Source organism: Rhodococcus sp. KBW08, from assembly GCF_003852455.1.
GTDB lineage: Bacteria > Actinomycetota > Actinomycetes > Mycobacteriales > Mycobacteriaceae > Rhodococcus_F > Rhodococcus_F baikonurensis.
Genome location: NZ_QAJJ01000009.1, coordinates 618,796 through 642,793 on the forward strand (window position 1 = coordinate 618,796; position 23,998 = coordinate 642,793).

21 protein-coding genes are annotated in these 23,998 nt (G+C 62.3%); 6 read left to right on the forward strand and 15 right to left on the reverse strand.

The annotated features are described in order from the left end of the window. Positions 1-21: 21 nt before the first annotated feature. A complete protein-coding gene (locus DBV08_RS13785) occupies positions 22-1,980 on the forward strand; it encodes a M13 family metallopeptidase (RefSeq protein WP_124567763.1) in 1,959 nt (652 codons plus the stop codon). A 71-nt stretch (positions 1,981-2,051) separates the two neighbouring features. Here the strand turns inward: DBV08_RS13785 and DBV08_RS13790 are convergent, their stop codons facing one another. The 13 genes from DBV08_RS13790 to DBV08_RS13850 all read right to left on the reverse strand — a co-directional run bounded on the left by DBV08_RS13790 (position 2,052) and on the right by DBV08_RS13850 (position 14,844). Further along, positions 2,052-2,378, reverse strand: coding sequence for a YnfA family protein (locus DBV08_RS13790; protein ID WP_003940244.1), 327 nt, complete (start codon positions 2,376-2,378; stop codon positions 2,052-2,054). A gap of 16 nt (positions 2,379-2,394) precedes the next feature. Next, the gene (locus DBV08_RS13795) at positions 2,395-3,480 is read right to left on the reverse strand and encodes an ABC transporter ATP-binding protein (RefSeq protein WP_095968569.1); all 1,086 of its coding nucleotides are present in this window, start codon (positions 3,478-3,480) and stop codon (positions 2,395-2,397) included. 15 nt (positions 3,481-3,495) lie between these two features. Then, complete coding sequence (locus DBV08_RS13800; protein ID WP_003940485.1) at positions 3,496-4,827, reverse strand: ABC transporter substrate-binding protein; 1,332 nt, start codon at positions 4,825-4,827, stop codon at positions 3,496-3,498. Positions 4,828-4,865: 38 nt separating this feature from the next. Further along, the gene (locus DBV08_RS13805) at positions 4,866-5,768 is read right to left on the reverse strand and encodes a carbohydrate ABC transporter permease (RefSeq protein ID WP_124567764.1); all 903 of its coding nucleotides are present in this window, start codon (positions 5,766-5,768) and stop codon (positions 4,866-4,868) included. Continuing rightward, a complete protein-coding gene (locus DBV08_RS13810; RefSeq protein WP_003940557.1) occupies positions 5,765-6,739 on the reverse strand; it encodes a carbohydrate ABC transporter permease in 975 nt (324 codons plus the stop codon). Before DBV08_RS13810 ends, DBV08_RS13805 begins: the two co-directional genes overlap by 4 nt. Before the next feature lie 74 nt (positions 6,740-6,813). Further along, positions 6,814-7,737, reverse strand: coding sequence for an Ig-like domain-containing protein (locus DBV08_RS13815; protein ID WP_124567765.1), 924 nt, complete (start codon positions 7,735-7,737; stop codon positions 6,814-6,816). Between the two features lie 215 nt (positions 7,738-7,952). Next, complete coding sequence (locus tag DBV08_RS13820) at positions 7,953-9,635, reverse strand: FAD-dependent oxidoreductase (RefSeq protein ID WP_124567766.1); 1,683 nt, start codon at positions 9,633-9,635, stop codon at positions 7,953-7,955. An 81-nt stretch (positions 9,636-9,716) separates the two neighbouring features. Further along, the gene (locus tag DBV08_RS13825; RefSeq protein WP_124567767.1) at positions 9,717-10,598 is read right to left on the reverse strand and encodes a hypothetical protein; all 882 of its coding nucleotides are present in this window, start codon (positions 10,596-10,598) and stop codon (positions 9,717-9,719) included. A 10-nt stretch (positions 10,599-10,608) separates the two neighbouring features. Further along, complete coding sequence (locus tag DBV08_RS13830; RefSeq protein ID WP_003939815.1) at positions 10,609-10,827, reverse strand: dodecin; 219 nt, start codon at positions 10,825-10,827, stop codon at positions 10,609-10,611. 15 nt (positions 10,828-10,842) lie between these two features. After that, the gene (locus tag DBV08_RS13835) at positions 10,843-12,054 is read right to left on the reverse strand and encodes a serine hydrolase domain-containing protein (protein ID WP_124567768.1); all 1,212 of its coding nucleotides are present in this window, start codon (positions 12,052-12,054) and stop codon (positions 10,843-10,845) included. 109 nt (positions 12,055-12,163) lie between these two features. Beyond that, complete coding sequence (locus DBV08_RS13840; protein ID WP_095968562.1) at positions 12,164-12,679, reverse strand: DUF6764 family protein; 516 nt, start codon at positions 12,677-12,679, stop codon at positions 12,164-12,166. A 78-nt stretch (positions 12,680-12,757) separates the two neighbouring features. Then, a complete protein-coding gene (gene ligD, locus DBV08_RS13845; protein ID WP_124567769.1) occupies positions 12,758-13,798 on the reverse strand; it encodes a non-homologous end-joining DNA ligase in 1,041 nt (346 codons plus the stop codon). Continuing rightward, the gene (locus DBV08_RS13850; protein ID WP_124567770.1) at positions 13,798-14,844 is read right to left on the reverse strand and encodes an ATP-dependent DNA ligase; all 1,047 of its coding nucleotides are present in this window, start codon (positions 14,842-14,844) and stop codon (positions 13,798-13,800) included. Before DBV08_RS13850 ends, ligD begins: the two co-directional genes overlap by 1 nt. 109 nt (positions 14,845-14,953) lie before the next feature. Between DBV08_RS13850 and DBV08_RS13855 the strand changes: the two genes are divergently transcribed. Next, on the forward strand, positions 14,954-15,571 hold the full coding sequence (locus DBV08_RS13855) for a hypothetical protein (protein ID WP_019745226.1): 618 nt from the start codon (positions 14,954-14,956) through the stop codon (positions 15,569-15,571). An 88-nt stretch (positions 15,572-15,659) separates the two neighbouring features. On the opposite strand, the gene DBV08_RS13860 is transcribed toward DBV08_RS13855, so the two are convergent. Together DBV08_RS13860 and DBV08_RS13865 are read right to left on the reverse strand one after the other, a co-directional pair. Further along, on the reverse strand, positions 15,660-16,811 hold the full coding sequence (locus tag DBV08_RS13860; RefSeq protein ID WP_007731382.1) for a magnesium and cobalt transport protein CorA: 1,152 nt from the start codon (positions 16,809-16,811) through the stop codon (positions 15,660-15,662). Positions 16,812-17,113: 302 nt separating this feature from the next. Beyond that, on the reverse strand, positions 17,114-17,731 hold the full coding sequence (locus tag DBV08_RS13865; RefSeq protein ID WP_124567771.1) for a TetR/AcrR family transcriptional regulator: 618 nt from the start codon (positions 17,729-17,731) through the stop codon (positions 17,114-17,116). A gap of 100 nt (positions 17,732-17,831) precedes the next feature. Between DBV08_RS13865 and DBV08_RS13870 the strand changes: the two genes are divergently transcribed. From DBV08_RS13870 to DBV08_RS13885, 4 genes are all read left to right on the forward strand, one after another. Then, positions 17,832-18,746 carry an SDR family NAD(P)-dependent oxidoreductase gene (locus DBV08_RS13870; protein WP_124567772.1) on the forward strand — a complete coding sequence of 305 codons (915 nt, stop codon included), beginning with the start codon at positions 17,832-17,834 and terminating at the stop codon, positions 18,744-18,746. 49 nt (positions 18,747-18,795) lie between these two features. Beyond that, positions 18,796-20,397 carry a CdaR family transcriptional regulator gene (locus DBV08_RS13875; protein WP_095968858.1) on the forward strand — a complete coding sequence of 534 codons (1,602 nt, stop codon included), beginning with the start codon at positions 18,796-18,798 and terminating at the stop codon, positions 20,395-20,397. Between the two features lie 145 nt (positions 20,398-20,542). Continuing rightward, on the forward strand, positions 20,543-22,141 hold the full coding sequence (locus tag DBV08_RS13880) for an ABC transporter substrate-binding protein (RefSeq protein ID WP_095968558.1): 1,599 nt from the start codon (positions 20,543-20,545) through the stop codon (positions 22,139-22,141). 227 nt (positions 22,142-22,368) lie between these two features. Beyond that, positions 22,369-23,970 carry an ABC transporter substrate-binding protein gene (locus DBV08_RS13885; RefSeq protein ID WP_124567773.1) on the forward strand — a complete coding sequence of 534 codons (1,602 nt, stop codon included), beginning with the start codon at positions 22,369-22,371 and terminating at the stop codon, positions 23,968-23,970. Positions 23,971-23,998 lie beyond the last annotated feature (28 nt).

Genomic DNA, 23,998 nt, shown 5'->3' on the forward strand with positions numbered 1-23,998 from the left:
TGATCGTGTAAGGATGGAGAAATGACCACGGCTCATCGCTCAGGCATCGACCTCACCCACCTCGACGGCGACACACGGGCGCAGGACGATCTGTTCGTCCACGTCAACGGAAAATGGCTCGCCGAATACGAGATTCCGGCAGACCGCGCTGTCGACGGGGCCTTCCGGACGCTCTACGACAAGGCCGAAGAAGACGTACAGACCATCATCACCGAAGCCGCGGAGTCCAACTCTGCCGCCGGTACCGATGCACAGCGCATCGGCGACCTGTACTCGAGCTTCATGGACGCCGACGCCGTGGAGGCCGCGGGCCTCGGCCCCATCGACGACGAGCTCGACGCCGTCGCCGATGCGCCCGACCGGTCGTCGTTGGCCACCGTGATCGGACGCCACCAGCGCGTGGGCGTCGGCGGTGCCATTTCGCATTACGTCGACACCGATGCCAAGAACTCCGAGCGGTACCTGATCCACTTCAGCCAGTCGGGAATCAGCCTGCCCGACGAGTCGTACTACCGCGAGGACAACTACGCGGAGATCCGCGAGAAGTACGTCGCGCACATCGACAAGATGTTCACCCTCGCCGGCGTCGGCTACGACGCCCAGCGTGTGTTCGAACTCGAGAAGAAGATCGCGGCCGGGCACTGGGACGTCGTCAAGCGTCGTGACGCAGATCTGAGTTACAACCTCGTGGGCTTCGAGGAACTGACCGAACAGAACCCCGGTTTGGACTGGGCGGCATGGCTGTCCGGTCTCGGCGCCGATTCGGAGAAGTTCGCCGAAATCGTGGTCCGTCAGCCAGATTTCCTGCACACCTTCACCGCGCTCTGGGCGTCCGAGTCACTCGACGACTGGAAGGCCTGGGCGGCGTGGAAGGTGCTGCACGCCCGCTCCCCCTACCTGCATTCGGCGCTGGTCGACGAGACCTTCGCTTTCTACGGCACCACGCTCTCGGGAACCGAAGCGAACCGTGAGCGCTGGAAGCGCGGGGTCAGCTTGGTTCAGGATCTGCTCGGCGAGGCCGTCGGAAAGCTCTACGTCGACCGTCACTTCCCCGCTGAGGCGAAGACCCGCATGCTGGAACTGGTCGCCAACCTGCAGGAGGCGTACCGCCGCAACATCGCCGACCTCGAGTGGATGAGCCCGCAGACTCGTGAGGCCGCATTGGCCAAGCTCGAGAAATTCACCCCGAAGATCGGTTACCCCGACAAGTGGCGTGACTACGCCGGTCTCGATATCTCGGCTACCGACCTGGTGGGCAACTACCGTCGCGGATACGCCGCCGAGTACGACCGCGATCTGGCCAAGCTTGGCGGCCCCGTGGACCGTGACGAGTGGTTCATGACGCCGCAGACCGTCAACGCGTACTACAACCCGGGCATGAACGAAATCGTCTTCCCCGCAGCCATTCTCCAGCCGCCGTTCTTCGACGCCGCAGCCGACGACGCTGCAAACTACGGCGGCATCGGCGCCGTCATCGGCCACGAGATCGGGCACGGATTCGACGATCAGGGCGCCAAGTACGACGGCGACGGCAACATGGTCGACTGGTGGACCGACGAGGACCGCAGCGAATTCGGCAAGCGCACAAAGGCTCTCATCGAGCAGTACAACGAGTTCGAACCCAAGGAACTGCCGGGCCACCACGTCAACGGTGAGTTCACGATCGGCGAGAACATCGGCGACCTCGGCGGTCTGTCGATCGCGATCGCGGCGTACAAGATCGCGACCGAAGGTACCGAACCGCCGGTCATCGACGGCCTCACCGGCTTGCAGCGCGTGTTCTTCGGGTGGGCTCAGGTATGGCGCACGAAGGCTCGCGAAGCCGAGGCGATTCGCCGTCTGGCCGTCGACCCGCACTCGCCGCCGGAGTTCCGGTGCAACGGCGTCGTCCGCAACCTCGACACGTTCCACGAGGAGTTCGACGTCAAGCCAGGTGACGCACTGTATTTGGATCCGGAGAAGCGTGTGAAGATCTGGTAGCAGTAGGGGCAAGCCCCCGTGCGCGCTTAAGGACCCTCTGGACTCCCTGAGCGCGCACGGGGCCGAAGGCCCTACCTGGCGTACATGATCACCCCGACACCGACCAGACAGATCAGCGCACCGGCGATGTCGAAACGATCCGGGCGGAATCCGTCCATCACCACCGCCCAGAGCAGTGAACCCGCTACGAAGATCCCGCCGTACGCGGCGAGGATGCGCCCGAAGTTGGCATCCGGTTGCATCGTGGCGACCAGACCGTAGAGGCCGAGCGAGATGACGCCGAGTCCTACCCAGATCCATCCCTTGTGTTCGCGAATTCCCTGCCACACCAACCAGGCGCCCCCGATTTCGAGCAGCGCGGCGAGTACGAACAGCAACAGCGAACGCGCGACGGTCATGCCGCACACAGTATCGCTACAGACGTACCCCGGTCTCTGCGGAGAAGAAGTACACCTCGCCGGCCTTGGGCAGCAGATGAAGCGACTCCCCCGGTGCCACCGACATCTTCCGGTCGACGCGAATGACGATCCGTCCGGATCGGCTCTGCCACTGGCAATCCGGCGTACCCTTCGCGTACACGAACGATTCGGCGCCCAACTCTTCGAGCAGGTCGGCGTCAACGGCCAGCGAGCCCTTTCGCCACGCCCCCACCAGATCCCACGACTCCGGGCGGACTCCCACGACTACCCGATCCCGCTCGGACGCCCCGGTGGGCAGCGGAATCCGCAAGTCACCGAGCACTGCGACGGTACCCTCGACCGGCGCTTCGATCAGGTTCATGCCGGGCGATCCGATGAAGGCGGCCACAAAAGTGTTGACGGGGTTGTCGTAGAGTTCCCGCGGCTTTGCCACCTGCTGCAAGCGACCGTCCAGCATTACCGCGACGCGGTCTCCCATCGTCATCGCCTCTACCTGATCGTGGGTGACGTAGACCGTGGTGGTGCCGAGACGGCGCTGCAAGGCAGCGATCTGCGACCGCGTGCTGACGCGCAGTTTGGCGTCCAGATTACTGAGCGGTTCGTCCATGCAGAACACCTTGGGATGACGAACAATGGCTCTACCCATGGCAACTCGCTGACGTTGACCACCGGACAGCTTGGCCGGTTTGCGTCCGAGCAGCGGTTCGAGTTCGAGCATCCGCGCGGCCTCGAGCACCCGCTCTCGGCGCTCGGTTTTTCCCACTCCCGCATTCTGCAGCGCGAAACCCATGTTCTGCTCGACGGTCATGTTCGGATACAGCGCGTAACTCTGAAACACCATGGCGACATCGCGCGCCCGCGGAGCGAGGTGCGTGACGTCCGTGCCGCCGATCTCGATCCGGCCGTCCGACGCGGATTCGAGACCGGCGAGCATTCGCAGGCTGGTGGACTTACCGCAACCGGAAGGTCCTACGAGTACCAGGAACTCACCGTCGGCGATGTCGAGGTCGAGACGGTCGACCGCCGGTCGATCGGTTCCTTCGTAGCGGTGCGTGACTCCCGCGAATTGCACGTTGGCCATGAGTGCTCTCTCCTACTACTTCGGCAGCTTGGGGGTGATCTGCCGGTCGATGATCTGCTGCAACTGGGTGGCAACGCCGGCGAATGTCGATGCGACGTCGGCCTTCTGGAGAGCGATCTGCTCGAGTCCCGTGCCGATGATCTGATCCCCACCCGGGACGAACACGCGTGCGTAGTCCTGCGAGCGCGTACGCGAAAGCTGATCCACGGCGGTACGGGAGTTGGGGTTCGCGTCGAGGAACGCCTTCATGCTCGGCTCCGAGGTTGCCGACTTGCGGACCGGCATGTAGCCGACGTTCTGCGAGAAGTACGCCGTGTTCTCACCGTTGGTGATGAAGTCGATGAACTTGAGCGCGTTCTTCTTACGCTGATCGGAGATCTTGGACGGGATGGCAAGTCCGGCGCCGCCGGTGGGGCAACCGGGAGTTCCATCCACTGCCGGGAGGAAAGCGGTACCGAAGTCGAAGTTCGCAGTCTTCTTGATGCCGGAGAGGTCACCCGTGGACGCGATGGTCGACGCCAGAATGCCGGTACCGAATTCGTTGGCGATGTCGGTGGAGACCGCGGCGTACTTCTTGTCGTGAATCATGCTGGAGAGGAATTGACCTGCAGCAATGGTCTTCTCGTTGTCGAGCTGCAGATTCCACTGGTCGGAGTACGAGCCGCCGAACGTCCAGATGGGGCCTTCGTAGGTCCAGCCGAGGTAATCCTTCGCGTTGCCCCACCCGTGTGCCAATTTGCCGTTGCCCACGACCTTCTGCAGCTCTGGTCCCCACTCGTCGAACTCCTGCCACGTCGCCGGCCCACGGTCGGGAAGACCGGCCTGCGACCAGACCGCCTTGTTGTAGTAGAACAACGGCGTCGACCGCGCGTAGGGGAGCGCGTAGTGCTTGCCCTGGAACAGGTAGTCGGCGAGCAGTGAATCGACGTAGTCGGCCGAGTCGACGCCCACCTCGGAGAAGAGTCCGTCGAGCGGCTCGATCGCTCCGGCAAGTGCGTAGTTGAACCACCAGACATCCGAGAGCACAACCACATCGGGCACATCTCCGCCGGAGAGGGCAGCGTTGAACTTTTGTGCCACCTCTTCGTAGTTCTTGCCGCCGTCCACCAAGTTGACCTTCAGGTCCGGGTACTTGGTCTGGAAGCGGTTGATCAGTTCCTTCTCCACGTCGGTGGACTTACCCGGGTGGTTCGACCAGAAGGTGATGGTGTTGGAATCACCCGACGCACCGGATGTTCCCGCAGCATCAGCGCTCGACCCGCCGGAACCCGCGCACGCGGTGAGTGCGGCGCCGGCGGCGATTGCACCGCCGAGGCTCAAGAATCCGCGCCTGTTCATGTTTGCCATTACTGCTCCTCGAAAAAGAAATGTGACGGGAAAAGCTGTCAGCCCTTGACCGCACCGGAGGTGAGGCCCTTGATCATGTGTCGTTGCAGCACAAGGAAAATCACCAGAATCGGCAGCATCGTCAGCACCGTTCCTGCCATGACCGGACCCCAGTTGGTGAGTCCGTCGTTGTTCTGCAGTTGGGTCAATCCGATCGGCAGCGGCGCTACCGAGGAATCGTCGGACATGAGGAACGGCCACAGGTACTCGTTCCACTCGTTGACCACCGTGATGATGCCGAACGCCACCATCGTGGGTCCGGAAACGGGGAGCACCACGCGCCAGAGAAGCCGCCAGTGACCGGCGCCGTCCATCCGCGCCGCCTCGATGATCTCCGAAGGAATCGAGAGGAAGTGGTTGCGCATGAGGAACGTACCGAAGGCTACACCCGCGAGCGGAACTATGATGCCCTGGAACGTGTTACGCCAACCCCACTCTGCCACGAGTGCGTAGTTCGAGATCACGGTGATCTGATTCGGCACCATCAAGGCGGCGATGATGCCGAGAAAGACGAAGTTCTTCCCCGGGAAACGCAGGAACACCAACCCGTACGCACTGAGAGTGCCCAGAACGAACTTCGCCGCGGACAGAATCGTCGTGATGACTATCGAGTTCCGCAGAAACATCCAGAACGGGACCGATGTTGTTGCTTCCGAGTAGTTCTCGGGATGCAGCGACGACGGCCACCACGTTGCCGGCTGAGTGTAGATCTCCGGCCGCTCCTTGAACGAGGTCATCACGATCCAGTAGAGCGGCAGGACGATGATGATCAGGGCGATCACCATTGCCGCGTACCCGAGGACCTTCACGCCGACCTCACGCCGGTCCACGTTCCTGCGGTCCGGGCCGGGCCGGACGACGGAAGTCGGAGCAGCGCTTTTCTTTTCCTCTACCGCTGTCATTTTTCTTCTCCCCGATCCATGGCACGAACCTGGTAGACGGTGATGATCAGCAGGATCAGGAACATGATGGTCGCAACCGTCGCGCCGTAGCCCGCCCGGAAGTTTCGGAACGTCTCGTTGTACACCTGGTAGACCATGGTCGTCGTCCCTGTCCCCAGCGGGCCGCCTCGGGTCATGACATTGATGATGTCGAAGACCTGGAGCGAGTTGAGCATGACGGTGATGGAGAGGAAGAACGTCGTCGGGCGCAACTGAGGCAGGAGAACCCGGCGGAACTTGGTCCACGGCTTGGCGCCGTCGATTTCGGCAGCTTCGTTCAACTCCTGCCGAACTCCTTGCAGCGCAGCAAGGTAGATGACAAACGTGTAGCCGAGGTTCTTCCACATGTACGTCACGGTCACCATGAACAGCGCCCAGTGGGGATCCTGATAGAAGTCGGGCGACTGGAGTCCGACACGGTGCAGGAGATCCTGGATCAGACCGAAGTTGGGGTCGAAGACGAACTGAAACGCGACACCGATCGCTGCACCGGAAATCACGAACGGCGCGAAGATGGCCGACCGGACCAGGTTTCGCCCGACGAGCTTGCGATCGAGCAGCATGGCCAACGCCAAACCGATGACCATCGAACCCACAACGGTGACCAACGTGAATACCACTGTGTTGGTGACGATCTGCCAGGTATCGCTTCGTCCGAACCACTCGCGGTAGTTGCTCAGCCCGATGAACGTCGCCTTCGGGTCCGCAATGTTCCAGTCGAAGAACGAAAGTCGGATGTTGTCCACCAGCGGGCGATAAGTGAACAAGATCAACAACGCGAGATTGGGACCTACCAAGAGCGCAAAGAGCGCGTAGTCACGCCATGGTCTGCCCCACAGACCTGGCTTGCCTGAAGTGGGCAGCGTTCTTTCCGGACTCGATCTCACTGAGGCAGTCTGACCGCCCGCAACGAATGAATGGTGAACGTACAAGACACTCGAGTTGAACGCGACACGAAAAAGGCCCTGCGCGAATACTTCTCGCGCAGGGCCTTCGTCGACTGTGTCTAGCGGTTCCAGTCGCCCAATCCGTCGGCGCCGCTGAGGACTCCACCTGCGGTGTTCTGCACGATCACCGGGTCGCCCTTGCCTGCGTTCTCGAAGAACCACTTGGCGTCCTCGGTGCTGACGTTGAGGCAGCCGTGGCTGACGTTGGTGAATCCCTGTTGCGCAACCGACCACGGAGCAGCATGAACGAAGATGCCACTGTAGGAAATTCGCGTCGCGTACTCGACGTAGGTCCGGTATCCCTCTGGAGAATCGATCGGAACTCCGTACGTGGACGAATCCATGTACATGTCGCGCAGCTGCTCGCCGACGATGTACGTGCCGTTCGGTGTTTCGTGGCCCGGCTTGCCGAACGACGTCGGCATGGTGCGCACGACCTCGCCGTTGCGGGTGACGGTGACCTGCTTGGTGTTGTCGTCCGCGACGGTGACGAGTGCGTCACCGATGTTGAACGTGGAGTGCGAATCACCGGCGTCGACGGTCACGGAGATGTTCGCCGGCCAGAACTGTGCCGGCTTCCAACGGACCTGGCTGTCGTTGATCCAGTAGAAGCTGCCCTCGACCGGAGGATCGGTGGTTACGCGAATAGCGCGTTCAGCCGTGGCACGGTCGCCGACCGCCTCGTTGAAACGAATGATGATCGGCTGTGCGATACCGACTGTCTCACCTGCGGACGGGTTGAGCGAAGGCGCGGAGAAGTTGGGAGCGCCGATGGGCGCCTGAATCGGTGTACCCGGGATGCCCGGAACCGGAATCGCCGGATCGAGGTACGGCACCCCTGGAATGACGGGCAAAGGAATGTCCGGTCCACCGGGGAAGAGAGGAACGGCCGCGGAAGGTCCGGCGAGAGCAAGGCCGGCAGCCACCGCTCCGACGATTGCCACGGCAACCCGTGACGTCCGACGACCCTGTTTGCTGCCCATGTCACTACCTTCGCTCGACTGACCACGTACTCACGTGGATTTTGCGCGGCCGGCATCGATACCCGCCTGGTACCGATGCCGATGCACATTCGGACGCACCCGCTGGGAGCACACCTACACACCCGAGCACGCCAAAGAGAGCAAACCGCACATTTCCATAGTCATTAACACACAAAAGCGGCAATCGAGCAATTCGGATGTTCGCCCAAACGTTGCTATCCCTCGCTGCGGGCAGCCGCCAACATGGATTCGATGGAGATGAGTTTGGTTCGCGGTCGCCCGGCGGCGGCACCGGATGCGCGTTCTGCCTTGTCGATACGCTGCCACCCTTGATAGTCCACCTGATCCGGCGACCGGTCTGCCAGCAGAACCTGCAACTTGTCGGCATCCTCGGCGGGGGTTGCGAGGCGTCCACCAGCGAAGTCGTCGAAGATCATCGACACGGTCTCGGCGGAGCAGTACTTGTTGGTGCCGATCACGCCAGTCGGTCCGCGCTTGATCCAACCCGCGACGTAGACACCCGGGATCGGCGTGCCGGTCTCGGTGTCGATCACTCTGCCGTTCTCGTTGGGGATCACGCCGCGAGCGTCGTCGAAGGGCAAGTCGGCCATCGGCGTGCCGCGGTATCCGACCGACCGAAGCACCAGTGAAGTGTCGATCGTCTCCTCGGTTTCAGTAGGCCGGGAGGAGAGCTGACCGGTCGGCGTTGCCACCAATTCGTTTTTCACGATCCGCACCTGTGAGACTGCACCGTCGCCGAGGATCTCGACGGGAGAGGTGAGGAACCGGAGAACGATCCGCTTGCGAGAAGGATCCGCGGTACGTGAAGCAAATTCCTGCGCCTGCTTGACCTTGAGCAGGACGGACGCCTCGGCGGCATCGCTGTCCACGAACGCCTGACTGGCCTCGTCGAGTTCGGCTTCGATCGGGTCGACGACTACGTCCACGTTCGCCATCTGTCCTAGCGCCAACAGTTCGGGATTGGTGTACGCGGCCTGCGCCGGCCCGCGACGCCCGAGAATGACGACCTCACGAATCTTGCTGTCACGCAGAGCTTCCAATGCGTGCTCGGCGAGGTCCGTCTTCGCAAGCTGGTCAGGGTCGGTCACCAGGATGCGTGCGACGTCGAGTGCGACGTTGCCGTTTCCGACGATCACCGCTCGCTCGCCGGACAGATCGAAAGTCCGATCGGCATATCCCGGGTGGCCGTTGTACCAGGCGACGAACTCGGTGGCAGCGTGACTTCCCGGCAGATCCTCGCCTGGGATCTCGAGCTTGCGATCCCCGGCAGCGCCCACCGCGTAGATCACTGCGTGGTGATGGTCCAAGAGTTCCGAATGCGAGATGTGGGTGCCCACCTCGACGTTGAAGTGGCAGCGCACAGTCTTCTTCGCGACGACGGCGCGGAACTGGTCGGTGACGCCTTTGGTTCCGGGATGGTCCGGCGCCACGCCGGCGCGCACCAATCCGTAGGGAGTGGGAAGTCGATCGAACATGTCGACCTCGACGCGCGGCTTGCCGGTCAGTTCCATCGCCGCGTAACAGGCGGCCGGGCCGGATCCGACGATCGCCACTTTCAGCGTTCCGAGCTCGGGATCGATCTTGGCCATCGTGATCGGCTCGGGCCAGTCCGGGCCCATCGGATGCTTCTCGAAGTACGACGCGTTCATCTGCAGATACGGCGCGTCGTCCTCGTCGAGTTCGTTGTCCGGGAAGATCGCCTCGACCGGGCATTCGTCCACACACGCACCACAATCGATGCAGGTGTCGGGATCGATGTAGAGCATTTCGGTGGTCGCGAACGGAGCTTCGTCCGGTGTCGGGTGAATGCAATTGACCGGACACACGTCAACACACGAGGCGTCGTTGCAGCACGGCTGCGTGATCACATACGCCATGACATTCCCCTATCCCTGAAACACGAAGCACGAACTGATTCCCAGACTATAACGTGTTCCAATTTGGCGCGAGAATCGTTTTCAGATCACCCCATTGCGCTTCAGCACCCATACCGCCTGCACGGTGGCGTGACCTCGCCATTCCAACGCCGCGGCGGGCGAATAGCTGTCGAAATCCACCGCCCAGCCGCCGTCGTCGTGTTGCCTCGCAGCGAGTGCCGACAGTTCGGAGTCGATCACCGCCGCATCGAACAACGCGCGGGTCGGCCCGCCGGGAAGCGGTGAGAAATCGAGGGGCCGCATGAATTCGCCCTCAGCTCCCCCGTCCACGTGCACCAAACCGTCGGCCGGGATTCGTTTACCCAGTGCATTCACCAACGACGACACCTCGGGGTTCGAGCTGTGTACCGCGTCGAGAAACTGCAAGGCAAAGGCCAACTCGAGGGCATGCAGAGAATCCGCCCCGGCGATCGCGTCGAGGCAATATCGAACGGCAGAGGTGAACCACGGATGTTCGGCGACGGCCTCGTCGAATTCGGCGACGCGAGCCGCTGCAGCACACACGATGCTGGTGATCTGCAACGACGGCGCCGTCGAATCGGCGTCCACCCAGAAGGGTGCACACCCAGCCGGGTCGGAGATCGGGAAGGCGAACGGCAAACCGCCGCCTGCCGGCGAATTGGTCTGCAACCAATCGCACAGCTCGACCGCTCTGGGCGTCGGCGTTCCGATGTCGGCAAAGGCTTCGAAGGCATGCAGCGCTCCGCCCGGTTGGCTGGTTGCCGAGCGGAGATCCGGTTCGAGTCCCCAGCCGTACCCGCCGTCAGGGTTGCGATAACCGTCCACGGCCGAAAAAGCCGCGGCCGGGTCACCCTGTCCGAGAATAAGATTCAGTCGATGCCGATCGAGAGTCCGGGCATGTCCCGCCATGAACCCGACGGCCGCCGTGAGATCAACACTCATGAAGGACGGTTCAGGATTCGTCGCCGTCGAGCCGGAAGCCGACCTTCAACGTGACCTGGAAGTGCGCCACGGCGCCGTTTTCGATGTGGCCGCGAGTTTCCACCACCTCGAACCATTCGAGGTTGCGCACCGTCTCGTTCGCCCGAGCGATGGCGGTGCGAATTGCCGCGTCACTGCTCTCGGTGGACGAGCCGACGATCTCGGTCACCCGGTACACGTTGCTGCTCATGGCATTCCCTTCGTGTCAGATTCGACGAACCAACTCCTGCGCCTCGGCGCCGAGCCTCGCAAGGCGAAGATCACCGAGAGCTGTCACAGCACTACCCAACCTGTTGGTGGTGAAACCGAGCGAGAGTCCGCTGGACAGGTCCGCATACGCTCCTGAACCGCCGACTCCGTAGTGGCCTATCGCATTCCGCGGCTGCCGCCGCGCGGCAATGATCGGCGGGTGGTAACCGAGAGTCCAGTTGGGCCGCACCGCGAGCACGTAGTCCCGATCGCGAGTCTGGATGGTCGACATCTGGTCGATGGTCGACTCCTTCAGGAACCGCTTCCCGTCGATCACGCCGCCGTTCGCGATGGCGCCGTACATCTTCGCGAGCGCACGGGCGCTGAACACGCCGTTCCACCCCGGCATCACTGCGTCGTTGACAGCCGGGTTGCGCACCATGACGTCGAAACCGTCGGGCATCGCGGCCTCCGCAAGTCCGCGAGTCGGACCGACGTGTGAGAGCACGGTCGAGGCGAAGGCCCAGTTCAGCCCCGCAGGGTTGATGTGCGGGAACAGCTTCGCGATTCGTGGACGCTCGGTTTCGGGTACGCGATACCAGAATTCGTCGACTCCGAGAGGCTTCGCTATTTCCGCTTGCACGACGTCGATGAACGGCTGGCCGGACACCCTGGCTACAAGTTCGGCTACCAACCACCCGTAAGTCACAGCGTGATAGCCGGGGCCTCGGAGCCGACGCGGATCCGGCTTCTCGGCAGCCAAGGCGGCAACGACGGCGTCGTAGTCCATCAGGTCGAGAGGATGCGGCATCAGTCCACGCACTCGGTGAAGACCCGCTCGATGTGACATCAGTTCGCGGACGGTGATCTTGTCCTTGGCTGCCGCTGCGAATTCGGGCCAGTACTGGGCGACCGGAGCGTCGTAGTCGATGAGCCCGCGTTCGGCGAGTCGATGAACGACGGTGCTGGCTACGCCTTTGCCCGTCGAGAAGGACAACGACACCGTGTCGTGGTCCCAGCGCCTATCACGGTCGGCATTGCCGGCCCAGATGTCGAGCACTTTCTCGCCGCCCAGGTACACGACCAGCGCGCCGCCGCCTTGTTGCGGTTGGCGATACATCGCGAAGAAGCGGTCGGCCAGGGGAAGGAATCGCCGGTCCACGTACAGCTCGGTGCGCGAAGGCACCTCCACCCGGGCGAACGAACCCCGTCGTGCGTTGGGAGTCATCGCGTCCTCCGATCCCCACTGATTCAAGTTGTCCGGTCACCGGATCGGTGGCGGGAGCTTGACACCATTGTGACCACTGTCACGCAAGGGGTTCAGGACCGGGGTGCACTCACGGGGTGACCCACGTCGAAGTGCCGTCACTGAAACATCCCTGACCTGTGGCAATGTTGAAAACAAGGGTGGGTCCGCCTGAGCAGATGGCTCCGACGTCTGCGTCACCCACCGCCGCTCTGCCTCCTGGTCCGCTGAGCACCACGGCAAAGGGTGAGGAATCGGTGCGGCCGAGTGCGAGCGAACCCGGGCCGTACGCAATGGCAGCAAGCACTCCACCGCGCGACTCGGCCGCAGCGACGCCCCCGAAGAGTCCAACACCTGCAGACCTGCCGCCGTCGCGTGAATCTGCGACGCCGACGCCGTCACCCTCCACGTGCGAAATCGCATAACTGGAGGGGTCGGCCACCGCTCGGCATGCGGATGACCCGTCGACGATCGTCTGATCTTGGCCGCGCGCCGAACAATCCAACGTCGCAGCAGAGGCCGTTCCGCTACCGAGAGACAATCCGAAGGCGGCCAGAACGATGCCGCCCGCCGCCAAACCTGCTGCTCGCTGTTTCCGGCGATCCATATCCAACCCCCACAGTGCATTCGACGTGACCGTACATTCGACGTCTAATCGAATTACCCGATATGTCCGCCTCTGACGCTACCCGTCTTTGTTCTTCCTATCTCGGTCCTTGCTCGGTTGAACACGTTTGGGTTCACCGGGCATTTTGGGATAGTTCGGGGGGTACGGCAGATCGCCCAGTCCTGCCGCCAGATCCTTCTCCCACATCTCCAGCAGAACGTCGAGGGCAAAGGCCTTGTCGTGCATCGCTTCCATCGGATCACCACGGTCGGCGAGCAGGCCGGGAACCGTGGCAATGGTGCAGTCGTCTGGATGCACGTCGCGCAGTTCGTCCCAGGTCACCGGCGTCGACACTGTCGCGATCGGAGTCTTACGGGCTGAGTACGCCGCCGCGATGGTCCGGTCGCGGGCATTCTGATTGAAATCGATGAAGATTCGCTCCCCCCGCTCTTCCTTCCACCATGCCGTGGTGGCGCGGTCGGCACTACGACGCTCGACTTCGCGAGCAAGCGCGATACCCGCGTGACGGACCTCGACAAAATCCCAGCGCGCTTCGAGCGGGATGTAGACGTGAAGGCCTCGACCACCGGAAGTCTTGGGGAATCCTTCCAATCCCAACTCGTCGAGTAGCGGACGAAGGACTTCGTCCGCGATCGCTACGGCCTCGTCGAACCCGGTCCCCGGTTGCGGATCGAGATCGATGCGGAGCTCGTCCGGATGGTCGGTGTCCGGGCACCGCACGGCCCACGGATGAAACGTGACGGTACCGAGATTGGCGGCCCACACGATGTTCGCAGCACTGCGCACTCGAAGGACGTCGGCCTTGCGACCCGACGGGAACGTGACCTCGCAGGATTCGACGTGCTCTGGCCGCTTCGCCGGCAGCCGCTTCTGGTAGACCTCTTCGCCCTCGATGCCGTCGGGGAACCGCTGAAGATGTGTGGGCCGATCTCGGAGCGCACGCAACGCTGCACCCTGCAGTGCCACTGTTCGGTAGTACTCGACAAGATGCCGCTTGGTTCCGCCGTCCTCACCCAACTGCGGATAGTAGATCTTGTCCGGGCTCGACAACCGGACCGCGATCCCGTCGACGTCCAGTTCCTCTGCCGGGCTCGCCATCACTTACCGCCTGCAAGTACATCCGCGAAGTCGTATCGCACCGGAACCTCCAACTGATCGAATGTGCATTCGTCGGGCACCCTGTCCGGACGCCAGCGCAGGAACCGCGCGGCGTGTCGAAAGCGTTCCCCTTCCATCTGGTCGTACGCCACTTCGAGCACCCGCTCAGGACGAAGCGGAATCCAGGAGCGGTCTGCGGCCGATCTCCACCGGCTGGCCTCTCCCTCGGCCACTACGTCGTCCCCGAGGCGCAACGGTTCGAGTTCGGCCAACAACTCGATCCGCCGCGCCGCGGTGAAAGCAGAAGCGCCACCGACCATCTTCAATTCGGAACCGTCGTACAGCCCAAGAAGCATCGACCCGATACCCGGCTGGCTCTTGTGGGGACGGTAGCCCAGCAGTACGACATCCGCGGTCCTGGCGTGTTTCACCTTGATCATCTCGCGTTTGTTCGGCAGGTACGGTCCCGCCAGCCTCTTGGCGACAACCCCGTCGAGACCCGCGCCTTCGAAGGTTTCGAACCAGGCCATTGCTTCGGCGCTGTCGGCCGTCGCTGCAGTGACGTGGCAACTCGGCCCGCCACCGACGCAATCGAGGAGCAACGCACGTCGCACACCGAAATCCTCGATCGAGACGTCGCGATCCCCGAGCGCCAGTAAATCGAACCCGACGAATTGCGCGGGCGTCTGTTCCGACAACAATGCGACGCGACTCGCGGCGGGATGAATCCGCTCGGAGAGCGCTTCCCAACTCAGGCGCGTCACACCGTCGATCTCACGGGGAACCACCAGTTCTCCGTCCACCACACATTTTTCGGGCAATTCGGACTTGACGGCTTCCACCGCCTCGGGAAAGTACCGCGCCAAGTCCTTTCCTCCTCGCGACCCGAGTACCACTTCGTCACCATCACGAAAGATGATTGCTCGAAATCCGTCCCATTTCGGCTCGTACGACCACGTCGGGTCACCGGACTCGGGCTGAGGCGGCACAGTGGCCGCAGCCTTCGCGAGCATCGGGGCAAGCGGCGGCATCAGGGGTAGCTCCACCTACCCATACTGACAGTCCGGTTGGCAATTCGACTACCGATGTATTGGAATAGGTCCCGAACAATCTACGAACCAACAGAATTATCCAAGAATCAACAAAGGGGTCCTTATGTCCGGAATCGTCCGGCGACTTTGCACTGCGGTGATCGCAACTTCTGCAATCGCCGCCTTCACCGTCGGTTGCGGTTCCGACATCGAGCCGAAAGCCATTGCGGAATCGTCTTCCTCGGTTGCCGATTCGACCACTACCTCCGCGGCCCCGACCACTTCGAAGATCACCGGCCAGGAAGGCTCCGACGACGGCGGCGACGTCGACATCGACGTGTCGATCGGTGATTGCGTCAAACTCGGCGGTACCACGACGGCCGCGGAAATCGACAACGCGGACTGCGGTAGCAAGGATTCCAACTACAAGGTGGTCGCCAAGGTTCCCACCTCCGACCAGTGTGCCTCCGACGTCGACTCGTACTACTACGAGACCCTCGCGGGTGACGAGCAGGGCGCTGTCTGTCTCGACGTCGACTGGGTAGTCGGCGGATGCATGGATCTCGGCAGCGGCATGGACGAGCCTGCCCGCATCGAATGCTCGGACACCAGCGGTACCAATGTCGTCGAGGTCGTCGAAATCCTGCAGAACTCCACGTCGATCGACGAATGCGGTTCAGGGGCAGACTCGGGATTCGAGCACCCGGAACGTAAGTTCACGGTCTGCGTCGCAACGCTCTGATTCGAGCGCCCTCCCGAAAAACACCTGTGCGCCTTGCCAACCGATCTCGGTTGGCAAGGCGCACAGCGCTTTCTACAGCCGGCGGTTTCTACAACCAGCCCCGACGTTTGAAGATCGTGTAGAGACTTCCACACGTCAAGAACATCATCGAGAGCGCAAACGGATAGCCCAAGTGCCAGTGGAGTTCCGGCATGTCGTCGAAGTTCATCCCGTACACGGTTCCGATGAGCGTCGGCGCGAAGAGAATTGCCGCCCACGCCGAGACCTTCTTGATCTCCTCGTTCTGCGCGTAACTCGCCTGCGTCAGATTGCGCATCTCCTCGTTCTGGTTCTGCGACACCAGAGTTGCGTTCACCGTGAGGATGTTTCCGAGCAACTGACGAAATCCGTCGGCCCGCTCCACCACCGTCGTCGCATGGTCGGTGACGTCGCGGAGGTACCGCTGGAGTTCTTCGTCCGTGTGGTACTTGTCGAACCCTGCCGACAACCCACGCAGCATCCCCAGCAGCGGACGAGTCGCCCGCTGGAATTCGATCACCTCACGGGTCAATTCGTAGATGCGACGCGAAACTCCGGGATCGCCGCTGAACACTTCGGTTTCGATCTCGTCGATGTCGTTCTGCAGGCCGGCCACCACCGGGGCGTACCCGTCGACGACCGCGTCGAGAATGGCGTAGAGAACGGCCTCGGTACCCAACCGCAACAGGTCAGGATCGTTCTCCATGCGAGTCCGCACCGCCGAGAGATCCGGCGATTCACTGTGACGGACGGTCAGAATGAAGTTCGGACCACAGAAGATGTGCAACTCACCGAATTCGACCCGCTCGGTCTCGTCGCGGTACCGCGCTGCCCGCAGGACCACGAACAGTGTCTTGCCGTAGCGCTCGAGCTTGGGGCGCTGGTGCGCGACAATCGCATCCTCGACCGCCAGCTCGTGGAGATCGAAATGCTGTGCAGCGGCATACAACTGGGCGTCATCGGGCCGGTACATCCCGATCCACGCCATCGACTGCGAATCAGGAAGGCATGACAGTGCTTCCGCCAGGGTGGACGGTGACGCTATCCGCTCGCCGTCGCGGTACACGCCACTGTTGACGACGGTCGATTCGACGGGCGCCACCGCCTCGGGCGGGGCAGCCTTGACGACGGTGCGTGCGGCACGCGAGTGCCCGGGATGCGAGTCACCGAGACCCGCAGAACGACGTGGCAGTACCGAACGTGAACGACGAAATTCGCGCATGCTGAACAGCTTTCGAGGGAAGAGTGAACGACGACGCTTGCTTCACAGCAAAGCCGAAGCCGATGAACACACGATGAAGCTGCAGCAAAATACCGGATCAACCCGGGCGGCTACAGCTTCAGTTGGTACTCGGAGGTTGGCCACGCATTACAGCCACACCTCCTCTTCCCTGAATTCCCGCGCAAGTCCGCGCACGACGCCAACATGCTACCCCGACTGCCAGGGCACGACAAACCGAACGACAAGCCGCAGGACCGCACGAGCCTGCCGAAGGAATCCCGCTCGGTGAATGCAGCTTTCGGTCAGCTCGCGGCGCGCAATCCGCCGATCAACAGTTCGACGATCTCGTCCGCCAACGACTCCGTCTCCGCCAACGTCTGCCCTTCGCGCCTTCGGTACCAGAGGTCGATGCCGTTGAGACTGCTGAGGAGTACTTTTGCCGCCATCCGAGGTGAGCCCACGCGAATGGAACCATCCGCGACACCTTCGGTCATCACGTCGACGAACAGATTCTCGTAGTCGAGTCGCAGCGAATTCAGTTCCACGAGGACTTGCTGTTGCCTCGGCTTGAGCGCGGAGTTCATCTGGCCCCGGACACCTTGGTGGATCGTGTGGTGGTACCCGAGATGTGTCATGAGATTGACCAGGTGGGCGTGCGACATCGCTTCGAGACGCGCGAGGCCGCTGTCTGCGCCGCCCATTCGAGACTCGACTTCGGCGCGGAGCAGGCTCATCCCGCGCTCGTAGATTGCCAGGTAGATGTCGAACTTCGAACGGAAGTGGTAGTAGACAAGACCTTTGGTGGCGCCGATTCGATCGGCCAGTAGATCGACAGTCGTGGCCGCGTAACCGTCTTCGGCAAAGGCGTCGGCGGCGCTCGTGATGATCGCGGATCGCACGTCCGGAAGATCACTACTCATTCGACTTCCACTCCCATTCACACTGCCTGCCGGCCCTTGACTGTTTCCACGCTATCGCATAGTAATACTGAGTAGTATCCCAGATCAGAGAGGTTTTCCAATGTCGTTGGATTTTTCCGGCAAGGTAGCGATCATCACGGGCGCAGGCGGCGGACTCGGCCGTTCGCACGCATTGGCCCTCGCCGCGCGCGGCGCTCGCGTAGTCGTCAATGACATGGGTGGTTCGGTCAACGGCAGCGGCGGCGCCGATACTGCGGCAGCCAAAGTAGTGGCAGAGATCGTCGAGCTGGGCGGCGAAGCGATCGCGGACCACTGCGACATCACCGACGTCGACGCCGTTGCTGCCATGGTCGCGACGGCTGTGGACAAGTGGGGCCGCGTGGACATCCTCATCAACAACGCCGGAATCCTGCGCGACAAGTCGTTCATCAAGGCCGAGCTCGACGACTTCCGCAAAGTCATCGACGTGCATCTGATGGGTTCCGTCATCTGTTCGAAGGCAGTCTGGCCGCACATGGTCGAACAGAACTACGGACGCATCCTCATGACCACGTCGGCATCGGGAATTTACGGCAACTTCGGCCAGGCAAACTACGGCGCCGCGAAGTCCGGCGTCGTCGGCCTGATGAACGTTCTCGCCATCGAGGGTGAACGCAAGGGCATCCGCGTCAACTCGCTGGCGCCGACCGCCGCGACCCGCATGACCGAAGACCTCCTCGACGAGAAGACTCTCGCTCTGCTTGCACCCGAATCGATTTCACCCGGCGCACTGTTCATGGTCTCCGATGAGGCACCGACCAAGACCATCCTCAGCGCCGGCGCCGGCGTCTTCGCGATCGCTCGCATGGAAGAGTCGCAGGGCGTGTACATCCCCGAAGGCGCACTCTCCCCCGAGGTCGTCGCCGAACGGTGGTCCGAGATCAGTGACATGACCAATTCCGTCCAGGTACCCGCGGCGTTCGATCAGACCCGCCGGTTCGTCGAGAAAGCTGTAGCCGAGCAGCCGACCACCTGAGCAGGGCAACCAGCCAACTGATCGATCCTGCTCCCCCTAAGGTGTGGTGGTGACCACACCCACGGGAGTTTCGATCGTCGACATCGTCGACAGACTTGGAATGACGTTCCTCAGCGGAGGCGACACCGTCGACGACGCCCGCACTGTCAGCCGAGTGACCCTGCACGAAGGGTCCGGAGTTACGCAGGACAGTGCGGGCGCCGTCGTGCTCGGCGCAGGACTCGCCGGGTCGGCCGACATTGCCACTGCAGTAAAAGAATACGGTTCGGCCGGAGCCGTCGCGCTGATCGTCAGGGAGCCATTGGCTGTCGACGAAAGCGTCGCACGGGCGGTCGCCGAAGCCGATATCGCACTACTTGGAATGGTCAAGGATGCAAGCTGGCTGCAAAGTGCGTCGCTGATCAACGAGATCCTCGAATCCGGCAACAACGGGGACCACACGTCGGCCGCCGACGCCGACCTGTTCGATCTTGCCAACTCGATCGCTCAGGTACTGAACGGCCCGGTCACCATCGAGAATCAGTCGAGCCGGATCCTCGCGTTCTCGGCAGATCAAGCCTTCGGTGACGAGGCACGTAAGCAGAGCGTCCTCGGACATCAAGTGCCGCAGCACTATTCCGACCGACTCCGGTCGATGGGGTACTTCAACAAGATCTACGGCTCTACGCTGCCGGTATTTCTACCGGGTATCGGGCCAGGCATCAGGCCCCGAGTCGGCATGCGAATACATGCGGCATCCCAGATCCTCGGTTCGATCTGGGTGATCTTGGACGAGGAGCCGAACGAATTGCAGGTCAAAACGCTCGTCGAGGCGGCGGGCGTAGCCGCGATGAGTTTGCTTCGCGCCAAGCTGGCAGCCGATTCCGCACGACGACTGAGGTTGGGCGAGGTGATCACGCTACTGAGTGGCGGCACTTCGGCCAAGGAAGCGGCCGAGCGTCTGGGGTACGGCCGTTCGAAGGCAAACGTGCTTGCGGCCGGCTTCCGTAGCGGCGCCGGCGCATCGTTGGAGGCCGAAGCCGACGTCGATCAACTGGCCCTGACACTCAATACCTACCTCCACCAAGTATTTCCGCTGTCGGTGGCGGCAGCGATCGGCGGCACCGTCTACGCCGTCATCCCACACACCCGGCACCAGACCGACGACGACTACGTGCGTCGGATCGCGTCGGAGTTCGCAGACCGTTCCCGTTCGGAAAAGTCGGTGGTCATCGGAATAGGTGCGACAGTGGCCGACGTGATGACGCTGGAGAAGTCACGCGACGAAGCCGACCGAGCGCTTCGCGTTCTGAGGTCGACGTGGAATTCCTCGGGCCGGACCGTCGCGCGCGCCGACGACGTGCAGATCAATTCCCTGCTACTGCGCCTCTCCGACGCCCTGGCGGACGAGGACGAGACCGCGTCGGGACCGCTCGCGGTACTGCGTGAGTACGACCGCACTCACGACATCAACCTCGTCGACACCCTCCGCGCCTGGCTCGACACGTTCGGCGACATTCCGGCGGCCGCGTCGTTGGTTCACATCCACGTCAACACGTTTCGATACCGCCTCAAGAAGCTTGCCGGGATTGCCGGAATCGATCTCGACGATCCGGAAACTCGATTCAGCCTGATGCTCCAGCTTCGTCTCTTCTATCCGACAGCGTTGTAGCGATCTACCAAATCTCACGAAACATTCGTAAATCCGGACGATGTTCTCCATCTTTTGTTGGGTGAAGATTCAAGCAATCGACTTTTGCTCCTGACCCGACAGACCTCGCGTCACTCGGGGCGGGACTACACCTTCCGGAGGCACCATGAAACAACGGTCCTACGCACTACTGGCTGCGGCAACTGGCACCGTTCTTGCCCTGAGCGCATGCTCATCGGGTGGCTCGTCGGGTTCGGGTGGGGGTGAACCCGTCACGGACGGCACCTTCAAATTGGCTCTCGTGGCCGACCCCGGCGCTCTGAATCCGCTGATGACCGCCGCATCGCCGGCGCACCAACTGGCACGTCTGAGCTACGACTATCTGGTCCACCCGGATCCCGATACCGGTGTCACCAAGCCGTGGCTCGCCGAAAAATGGGAAGAGACAACCACTTCCGCGTCCTTCACCATTCGCGACGGCGTTACGTGTAACGACGGATCCGCTCTGACTGCCCAGACGGTCGCGGACAACGTCAATTTCATCACCAACGCAGCAAACAAATCCGCTCTCCGCGGGGTGTACGCCCCGGCTACCGCGAGCGCCACCGCCGACCCGGCGACCCGGACAGTAACGGTCACAACTCCGGAACCCTCTCCGTTCCTGCTTCTCAACCTGGCGCGAATACCGATCATGTGCGAGGCCGGTTTGAAGGATCCGACGGCGGCAAACAAGACGACCTTCGGGTCGGGCATGTTCCAGATGACCGAGGCAGTCGCCAACGATCATTACTCCTACGTTCGGCGCGACGGATACAACTGGGGACCGGACGGCACTACCTCCGATACTGCCGGAGTACCCAAGAATGTCGTCGCATCCATCATCACGAACAACAGCACAGCGGCCAACCAGGTGTTGTCCGGTGATCTGAATGCCGCAGCGGTTTCCGGCCCCGATCAGGATCGCATGAACGCCGCGAACCTGGATACCGTCAAGCAGCCTGCTCCGGCGGGCGAGATGTTCTTCAACCACAGTCCTGGCAATCCGACGAGCGATCCTGCCGTACGCAAGGCTCTGGTCCAGGCTCTCAATCTCGACGACCTCGCCGAGATCTTCACGGCCGGTCGCGGAACCCGATCGACCACGATGGTGTCCATCGAACCGCGGGCCTGCATCTACGACTCTGTCGCCGGAAACCTGCCGGACTTCGATACCAGTGCAGCCGCAGCAACTCTCGAGTCTGCGGGCTGGAAGGCCGGCGCGGACGGTAAGCGCAGCAAGGACGGCACACCGCTCCGAATTCGGATGGTCTACGAGACGTTCGGTGACGCGACCGATGCTGCCGCCGACGTCGCGGTCAATGCGTGGAACGACCTGGGCGCCACCGTTGAACTCACCAGTGGAGACTCGAACAAGATTCTCGATGTAGCACTCAGCGGCAAGGACAACACGGCGTGGGATGTCGCGTGGGAGCCGATCAACGTCGCGCTGCCCAGCATGCTGGTCCCCTTCCTCTCCGGTCCGGTGCCCGCTGCGGGAATGAATTTTGCGTCGATCTCCAACCCGGCCTACGACGCAGCCGTCGAAAAGGCTTCCGGGCTGACAGGCGAGGACGCTTGTGCCGCTTGGGCAGACGCCGAATCCGAAATCATCAAAGCAAACTCGGCGGTACCTTTTGCCGACAAGATCACGACTCTCTACTTCAACAATGCGGGTCTTGCATTCGGCCGCAATTTCATCGGTTCGGCCCTGCGCCTGTACCAGTAGACCACCGGTAGCGACCGGGGAAATCGTTCTGTTTCGCCGGTCGCTGTCGGTATACGGACAGGTATTCACTGATCCCGCCGGTTTTCGTGGGAGCGGACGAAAATCGACCCGATTTTCGTGAGGATCGACAGAGATGCGCGTCACGTCATACGCCAAGATTTAGCAGTCAACACTCAACCGCGCCCTCACGTTTTTCGCTCGGGCCCCTGCTCCATCACGGAGGCACCATGAAACACCGCTTCTACCCAACACTTGCAGCAGCCGCAGGGCTCACGCTCGTGTTGTCTGCCTGTGGCTCGGGAGGCACGTCCTCGGGCGCCAGTGGCGGTGAACCGGCCACGGACGGAACCTTCCGTTTCGCTCTGCAGGCCGACCCCGGTGCACTCAACCCGATCATGTCGGCAGCGTCGGCGACCGCAGAGTTGTCGCGTTTGGCCTATGACTACCTCGTCTACCAGGATCCCGATACCAGTGAAGTCGGACCGTGGTTGGCCGAGAAGTGGGAAGAGACCCCGACCTCTGCGTCCTTCACCATCCGCGAAGGGGTGACCTGTACCGACGGATCCACGCTGACTTCCCAGACCGTCGCGGACAACATCAACTTCGTGGCCAATCCGGACAACGGTTCACAGTTGCGCGGGTCCTCCGTTCCGACCGGTGCCACTGCAACCGCCGACGCTGCAGCGCGCACCGTCACGGTCACCACTCCGGCGCCGAGTCCCTTCCTGCTTCTCAACGTCGGTCGCCTGCCGATCCTGTGCGAGGCCGGGTTGAAAGATCCGACAGCGTCGAACAAGAAGTCGCTCGGCACCGGCATGTTCGAAGTCACCGAAGTCGCCGCCAACGATCACTACACGTTCCAGCGTCGCGAGGGCTACAACTGGGGCCCCGACGACACGACCTCCGACACCCCGGGTGTCCCCAAGACGGTCATCGCCGCGATGTCGCCGAACGTGAGCACCGCCGCCAACCAGCTTCTCTCGGGTGAACTCAATGCAGCTCCGATCGCCGGTCCGGACAAGGACCGCGTCGCGGCAGCCAATCTGGACTCGGTCGGCCGTCCGCTGCCTTCCGGTCAGATGTACTTCAACCAGATCGCGAGTAATCCCACCAGCGATCCCGCAGTGCGCAAGGCCCTGATCCAGGCGGTCAATCTCGACGACCTCACTCAGGTCATCACTGCCGGACACGGAGTCCGGGCAACCAGTCTCGTCGCCGTCGAACCGCGCGCCTGCGTCTACGACTCCGTCGCAGGCAACATTCCGGACTTCGATCTCACTGCCGCCAAGGCAACACTGGACGCTGCAGGTTGGACCGCTGGTTCTGACGGCAAGCGAAGCAAGGACGGAAAGCCGCTCAATCTCCGTCTCGTGTACGACGGCACAGACGATCCGCGCAACGCAGCAGCAGAACTCGCTCAGTCGGCGTGGTCCGAACTCGGCGCAAACGTCGAGGTGATCGGCGGCGACTCGAACAAGATCATCGACGTCATCCTGAGCGGCAAGGACAACTCTGCCTGGGACATCGCCTGGGTCCAGATCAACTCCTCGCTGCCCAGCACCTTCACCGCCTACTTCACCGGTCCGGTTCCCGCTGCAGGCAAGAACTTCGGGTCGACAAGCAACCCCGCGTACGAAGCAGCAGCCACCAAGGCTTCCGGTCTGACCGGTAGCGACGCTTGCGACGCTTGGGCCGAGGCCGAGTCGGAGCTCACCAAGACGATCTCCGCTGTGCCGTTCTCGGATTCAGTTATGAACGTGTACTTCAACAAGGCTGGACTCTCATTCGGTAAGTCGCTCAACGGTTCTGCGTTGCGCCTCTACCAGTAGGTCGCCCGCCCACTCTGAATATCTTCCC